Consider the following 4,842-nt stretch of genomic DNA (forward strand, 5'->3'; position numbering starts at 1 on the left):
GCCCTCCTCGCGGCCGCCCTGGCGGGCTGCTCGGCCACGGGCCCGGCGGGCGAACGGGCCACGCACGCGCCCGGCTCCGGCTCCAGCTCCAGCTCCAGCTCCAGCTCCGGGGAACGGTCCGCCGGCGCGACGCCCCGGGTGCGGCTCCCCGCCGCGGGGGCCGCGTTCGACTACCAGCTGGGCGGCGCCTACCGGCCCCCCGCCGGCGTCCGCGCCGTCTCGCGCGACCGGACGGCGCACCCCGCCCCGGGCCTCTACTCCGTCTGCTACGTCAACGCCTTCCAGGCCCAGCCCGGCGCCGCGACCACCGCCTGGTGGCGCGCGCACCACCCCGAGCTGCTGCTGCGGGAGGGGCACGACCCGCACGGCCCGCTCGTCGTGGACGAGGACTGGGACGAGCCCCTGCTCGACATCTCGACGCCCGCGCGGCGCACGGCCCTGCTGGGGGTCGTGGGCGGCTGGATCGACGGCTGCGCCCGGGCGGGCTTCGACGCCGTGGAGCCCGACAACCTCGACTCCTACCAGCGCTCGAAGGACCTGCTGAGCCGCGCGGACGCCGCCGCGTTCGCCGCGCTGCTCGTGCGGCGCGGGCACCGCGACGGGCTGGCCGTGGCCCAGAAGAACACCGGGGAACTCCTCGACCGGCGTGCCGCCGTCGGCTTCGACTTCGCCGTCGTGGAGGAGTGCGCGCACTACGGCGAGTGCGGGGACTTCTCGTCCGCGTACGACCGCCGCGTCTTCGACGTCGAGTACGACCGGGCGAGCTTCGCCGCGGGGTGCCGGCGCTGGGGCCGGACCCTGTCCCTCACCCTGCGCGACCGCGACGTCCTGCCGGCGGGCGCGCCCGGCCACGTCGACCGGCGCTGCTGACGGCACCAGGCCGCCTCCCGGCCCCGCCCCGTCGGGCGTGCGGGCCCCGCCGCCGTGGACGCCCGGCGAGCACGCCCCGCCCGTGCGGCCCCGCGTCCCCCCACCCCCGCCGTCAGGCCGGGGGCACGCCGGGCCCGGGCCGCCGCTCGGGCGAGGGCCGTGGGCCGCCGCCCAGCCGCACGGCGGCCGGCGCCTTCGGGAACTCGCCCGTGCCGTCCAGGGTGCGGGCCGCCGAGGCGATGTTGCGGACCATGCCGCCGAAGACGAACGCGTGGAACGGCGACACGCTCCACCAGTACGCCTGCCCGAGGAACCCGCGCGGGTGGAAGATCGCACGCTGGCGGTAGACCGTGCCGCCTGAGCCGTCCTCCTCGGCGCGCATCTCCAGCCAGGCGAGCCCCGGCATGCGCATCTCGGCGCGCAGCCGCAGCAGGCTGCCCCGCTCGATCTCCTCGACCCGCCAGAAGTCCAGCGAGTCCCCGACGCGCAGGTGGTCGTCGTCGCGGCGCCCGCGGCGCAGGCCCACGCCGCCCGCGAAGCGGTCGAGCAGCCCCCGCACGGCCCAGGCGGCCGACATCGAGTACCAGCCGTGCTTGCCCCCTATGCCCTCGACGACCCGCCACAGGGAGGCGCGGGTGGCGTCCACGGAGGTCTCCCGCTCGTCGGTGTACAGGCTGCCGCCCGCCCAGTCCGGGTCGGTCGGCAGCGGATCGCTGGGCGCGCCCGGCACCGAGGCCGAGGACCAGCGGGTCGTCACCCTGGCCTCCTGCACGCGCCGCAGCGCCAGCTCGACGGCGCGGTCCAGCCCGTACGGGTGGCCCGGCGGATCCGGCACGTACCGCGCGATGTCGTGCTCCGCGCACACCACCTCGTGCCGCAGCGACTCGGTGAGCGGCCGGGCGATCCCCGACGGCACGGGCGTCACGAGGCCGATCCAGTGGCTGGAGAGGGCGGGCGTCAGCACGGGCAGCGAGACCACGAGCCGCCTCGGCAGCCGGGCCACACGTGCGTAACGGCGCATCATGTCGCGGTACGTCACGATGTCGGGGCCCCCGATGTCGAAGGCCCGGCTCACGTCGGCGGGCAGCGTGGCCGCGCCGACGAGGTAGCGCAGCACGTCCCGCACCGCGACGGGCTGGATGCGGGTCCTGATCCAGCTGGGCGTGACCATCGCCGGGAGCCGCTCCGTGAGGTAGCGCAGCATCTCGAACGACGCCGAGCCCGAGCCGATGATCACCGCGGCCCGCAGGACGGCGGTCGGCACGCCCGAGTCCAGCAGGATGTGCCCCACCTCGGCGCGGGAGCGCAGGTGCGGCGAGAGCTCCCGCTCCGGCACGCCCGCGGGGGTGAGCCCGCCCAGGTAGACCAGGCGGCCGAGGCGGGCGCCGCGCGCCCGGCGCGCGAAGATGCGGGCGGCCTCCCGGTCCGTCCGCTCGAAGTCCTGCTTGCCCTGGCCGAGCGCGTGGACCAGGTAGTACGCGACGTCGACGCCCTCCATCGCGGCGGCCACGCCGTCCTCGTCCGTCACGTCGCCCTTGACGACCTCGACGTCCCCGGCCCAGGGATAGTCCCGCAGCTTCTCCGGGGTCCGGGCGAGGCAGCGCACCCGGTGACCGGCCGCCAGCAGTTCGGGGACGAGGCGGCCGCCGATGTACCCGGTCGCGCCGGTGACCAGGCAGAGCAGGCCCTGCCCCGCCGCTCCCGCGGCCGGGCCGCCGCCGCGTGCCTCCTGCGCCCCGGTCCCGCCGTCCGCCGACCCGCTGTCGCCCGCCATGCACGCCTCCACTGCCCCGTCGGTGTCCGGCCTTCGCCGCCGTCCGTCCTCCGGCTCCGCGACCGCTGCCGTTCCTGCCCGCCGCTGCGGGCGTCCGCGGGTGCGTCACCGTGCGCGGCCCGGGGCCGCGCGGCCCTCCGTGTACCCCGCTGGAGGCACGCGTCCCACGATCCCCCACACGGACCTCCCCCGCGCGGCGGGCGGCAGGAGCCGGGGCCGTACCGGACTCCGGGAAGCGGCGCCACCCTCGCCTCCCCGAACGGGTGACGGCCCGGCGATCCCGGGGATCGCGCCGACGGGTCCCGTTACGTTCCGCCCCATGCCCGATCGACGCGGTCCCGCAACCGGCACGCCGGACACCCCGGACACTCAGGACACCCAGAACGCCCCGGACTCCCGGGACACCCAGAACGCCCCGGACTCCCGGGACACCCAGAACGCCCCGGACGCACCGGACGCACCGGACGCCCAGAACACGCAGAACCCCCCGGACGCCCCGGGCCCCCAGAACACCCCTGACTCCCGGAACGCGCCCGAGCCCCCCGGCGCTCCGCATCCGCCGAACGCGCCCCGCGGGGCCGTCGGCATCCGCTGGGAGCTGTGGCTCGGCGCGATCCCGGCGATCGCCGGGGTCCTCCTGCCCATCGCGGGGCTGACCCTCGGCAGGCTGCTCGTGTTCAGTCTGCTGGCCGCGGCGGCGCTGCCCCTGAGCATCGCGGTCGTGCGGCCCGCGTGGGGCTGGCTGCGACACGCACTGGCAGCGGCGCTGACCCTCGTGCTCGTGGCGTTCGCCGTCACCGTGATCTATTACCAGGGCCATCCCCGCCAAGCGGCGGACGCCAAGCCACCGCACCGGGTGTCCCAGGACGAAGCAGCCTCGCGCCTGCGCTTCCTCCCGGTCACCGGTCCGGTCGCGCACTGCGTGAGCTTCTCCGGTACGGGCCGCGTCCCGGACGGCCACGCCCTGGTGATCTTCGACCGGCCGAGCGACTCCGGCGGTCGCTACACGTCCACCTCCACCTTCAGCTTCGACGGCGAGGCCGCGCCCTCGGCGTCGGGATGGACCGTGCCCGACCTGAACCTCGGCTCGGGCGACGCCGGTGACAAGGGCACCCACATGGTGGTGGTCGCCGTCCTGATGCCGGACAACGTCGCCGGGTTCCTGGACGCGCTCAACCGCGACTCCGAGACCGGAGCCGTACCCCGGGAGGTCATGGAACTCGGCTCGCAGGCCGACCGCCTGGTCGTGATGCGCAACGGACAGAACGCCCACTGCTGAGCGCGGCCCCGTGCCGCCTCCGTCCCACACCTCCCCCATGCGGCTCCTCGCCCCCGGCCCGCCTCCACCCTCCGGCTCTCCTCCCCCGGCCCGCCTCCCGCCCCACCGGCTCTCCTCGGCCCCCGGACGGCACCTGGCAGGATGGCGGCCGTCCCGCACGGACCCCGAGAGAGGCGATCCCGCATGGCTGTGGTGCACCGCACGACGCTGAAGCCGACGAAGCTCGAACTGCTGGGTGAGTGGCTGCCGGGCCGCCCCTGGTACCTCGGCGGGGCGGACGGGCCCGTCCTCGACCGCGCGGGCGGCTTCCGGCTCGACGACCCCGAGGGCGAGGTCGGCATCGAGTTCATGGTCGTCACCGACGTCTCCGGGCCGCTGCCCGTCGCCTACCAGGTGCCGTTCACCTACCGGGCCGCCCCGCTCGAGGGTGCCGGGCACGCCCTCGTCGGCACCACCGAGCACGGCGTGCTCGGCCGGCGCTGGGTGTACGACGGCGCCCACGACCCGGTGCTGGTCGCCCAGTTGTGCGCGCTGCTGGACGGGTCCGCCGAGCCGCAGGCCCAGTCGCTGAGCGACACCCCCGATCCGAGCGTCGTCGTGGACGGGCCGTCCGGGGCGGGGTCCCCGCTCGCAGCCGTGCGCGGCCGCGTCCCGCTGGACGTCGTGGACGGACCGTTCGGCGTGGAGGTCCGCGCCGGCGGGGGCGGCGGGGAGGGTGGGCAGGTCGTGCGCATCCACCGCGTGCTGCGGCCGCACCCGGCCGGCACGGACGGGACGGACGGCACCGGCGACACCCCGGACGACGGCGCCTGGCCCGGCACCGTGCTCGCCCGGGTCAGCGCCGGCTGGACGCTGCCCGACGGCAGCGCGGTGCGGGGCGTGTTCGCCAGCGCCGTGCGGCCCTGACGGCCGCGCGGGA

General features: G+C 76.8%; 4 protein-coding genes. 3 read left to right on the plus strand and 1 reads right to left on the minus strand.

The annotated features are described in order from the left end of the window. A partial coding sequence (locus L1885_RS23595; protein ID WP_372482013.1) for an endo alpha-1,4 polygalactosaminidase occupies window positions 1-870 on the plus strand: 870 nt, incomplete at its 5' end. A 112-nt stretch (window positions 871-982) separates the two neighbouring features. On the opposite strand, the gene L1885_RS23600 is transcribed toward L1885_RS23595, so the two are convergent. Next, window positions 983-2,644: an SDR family oxidoreductase gene (locus tag L1885_RS23600; protein WP_235799181.1), complete on the minus strand. Its 1,662-nt coding sequence runs from the start codon at window positions 2,642-2,644 to the stop codon at window positions 983-985. 319 nt (window positions 2,645-2,963) lie between these two features. On the opposite strand from L1885_RS23600, the gene L1885_RS23605 reads away from it, so the two are divergent. Together L1885_RS23605 and L1885_RS23610 are read left to right on the plus strand one after the other, a co-directional pair. Further along, a complete protein-coding gene (locus L1885_RS23605; RefSeq protein ID WP_235799182.1) occupies window positions 2,964-3,923 on the plus strand; it encodes a hypothetical protein in 960 nt (319 codons plus the stop codon). A gap of 183 nt (window positions 3,924-4,106) precedes the next feature. Beyond that, complete coding sequence (locus L1885_RS23610; RefSeq protein ID WP_235799183.1) at window positions 4,107-4,829, plus strand: maltokinase N-terminal cap-like domain-containing protein; 723 nt, start codon at window positions 4,107-4,109, stop codon at window positions 4,827-4,829. Window positions 4,830-4,842 lie beyond the last annotated feature (13 nt).

Source organism: Streptomyces fuscigenes (genome assembly GCF_021556455.1).
GTDB lineage: Bacteria > Actinomycetota > Actinomycetes > Streptomycetales > Streptomycetaceae > Streptomyces > Streptomyces fuscigenes.

What these genes read in the sequence shown, in the direction of transcription:
- L1885_RS23605 (WP_235799182.1), top strand. Translation starts at nt 2,964, where the DNA reads ATGCCCGATCGACGCGGTCCCGCAACCGGCACGCCGGACACCCCGGAC.
- L1885_RS23600 (WP_235799181.1), bottom strand. Translation starts at nt 2,644, where the DNA reads ATGGCGGGCGACAGCGGGTCGGCGGACGGCGGGACCGGGGCGCAGGAG.
- L1885_RS23610 (WP_235799183.1), top strand. Translation starts at nt 4,107, where the DNA reads ATGGCTGTGGTGCACCGCACGACGCTGAAGCCGACGAAGCTCGAACTG.